1 protein-coding gene is annotated in these 1,651 nt (G+C 67.5%); it reads left to right on the top strand.

Going from position 1 to position 1,651, the window contains the following annotated elements; all coding sequences use genetic code 11:
* The first annotated feature begins 299 nt into the window (after positions 1 to 299).
* Positions 300 to 1,415, top strand: a complete 1,116-nt coding sequence (locus GXZ33_RS08015) for a hypothetical protein (protein ID WP_291340318.1) — start codon at positions 300 to 302, stop codon at positions 1,413 to 1,415.
* Positions 1,416 to 1,651: the final 236 nt, after the last annotated feature.

Below are 1,651 nucleotides of genomic sequence, written 5' to 3'. Positions count from 1 at the left end.
GGCGACGGGGGTCAGCAGAAGCGCCGTCGCAGCGGCGACGGCGGCAGCGGTGTGAAGGATGTTTCGCATGTGCCGATTGTTGCATGAGTTGCCTGAAGAGGGGAAGCTTCACACCATGTGGGTCCTGTCGTGCACTACCACACAGAGGTGACACGGGGCGTCGAAAAGCGGCGTGTTGTCCACAGGAACGGCACGGCAGCGGAGTTGTCCACAGGTTCCGCAGAGCACGCTCGACGCCGGTGGCCTGTCGTGATGGGGTGTGGGAGACACCGACCACACAGGGGGAGAACATGCTGACAATGGTGGACACACACCGGTACCTGACCGTGACCATGACACTCAAGGGGGCGGAGCACAGACTCGTGCGCACGTTGACCGTCCGGGACACCATGACCGTGGAGGAACTGATGGACCGGATGTGCATCGCGCTCGGCCGGTACCCGAACCCGGACGCGGTCCTGCGGATCGACGGGCGGTACCACGGCCGGGAGGCCCACCATTTCGAGCATCCGCGACTCTCCGAGGAACTCCTCCACGGCCCGGTGCCCGACCACCTGCAGGACGCCGAGTTCATACTCAACCGTCTCGACGGCTGGGTGTTTCGCATCGACATCCTCAGCGACGAGTACCGGGACAAGGACGTCCCGGCGATCCTCAAGGACACCGTTCCCCTGCTGCCCGGGCCGCAGCTGCGGCTCGCGGAGTACAACGCGGTCCAGATGGCCCGGCACGGGGAGCCGCTGCCTCCCGACCTGGAACGCGCCATCATCATCGAGGCGCTGATCGGCCTCATGACCCCTGAACTCCCCGACCCGGAGTCCGCCATGGAGCTGTACACGGTGCTGCGGGCGGAGGGCCGCCAGGACGAGCTGCGCAGCTACCACCACTTCATCTCCGGGGTGCCGGACGTGGAGATCCTCTTCGAGCTCCTGCGGCTGGCCACCTCCGGGAAACCGCCGCGCGTGACCAACCACGGCTTCCTGCCGGTGGCCGTGGTGCGGACGCTGGCGGGGAAGTTCCCCGCACTCGTTCCTCCGGTCCATCACGCCTACGGATACCGGGGCGGCATCAACTCGGCACGCGACGCCACCGCCCTGACGGCCGTCCTGCAGGTGGGGGTGGACGCCGACGTGCTCACCGCCGAACCCGGTTCCAGCCTGTGTGCCACGGACTTCGGCCGCGACGTCCTCGCCGGTGCCGACGGCAGTCTGCCGCAGCTGCGGGCACGGATACTCCGGTCCTGGATCGCCCGGCCCCTCCCGTCGATCCCCGAGATCAGACGGCACCGGCCCCGACTCACCTTCCAGGAGTACCTGGAGAGCCAGGACACTGAACCGCGCGACATCGACGACTTCCCGGAACACCGCCTGCGCCCGTACAGCCCTCCGCGCCGCGGGGAGGAGCCCCCGTTCTGATCCATCCGCTCCCCGCGGGCAGGGTTGATGGGGCAAGATGATAGGTCGCAGAAACTCTCCGCCCGGAAGGACTCCCCCACGTGACCACCTCGAACACCGACACTGCGACTGGCGCGACTGCCGCACAGCCGCTCGTCGTCACCGCCGACCACGCCGACGGGAAGATCCGGGAGATCAGGCTCAACAACCACGCGAAGCGCAACAGCCTCAACATCCCGATGTGCGACGCCATCGAG

This window comes from Corynebacterium sp. (assembly GCF_012838985.1).
Lineage (GTDB): Bacteria > Actinomycetota > Actinomycetes > Mycobacteriales > Mycobacteriaceae > Corynebacterium.
The sequence above is the reverse complement of the archived record's forward strand: the minus strand, read 5'-3'. Positions and strand labels throughout refer to the sequence as shown.

Coding starts and splice junctions, on each gene's coding strand:
- GXZ33_RS08015 (WP_291340318.1), top strand. CDS start 300: ATGGTGGACACACACCGGTACCTGACCGTGACCATGACACTCAAGGGG.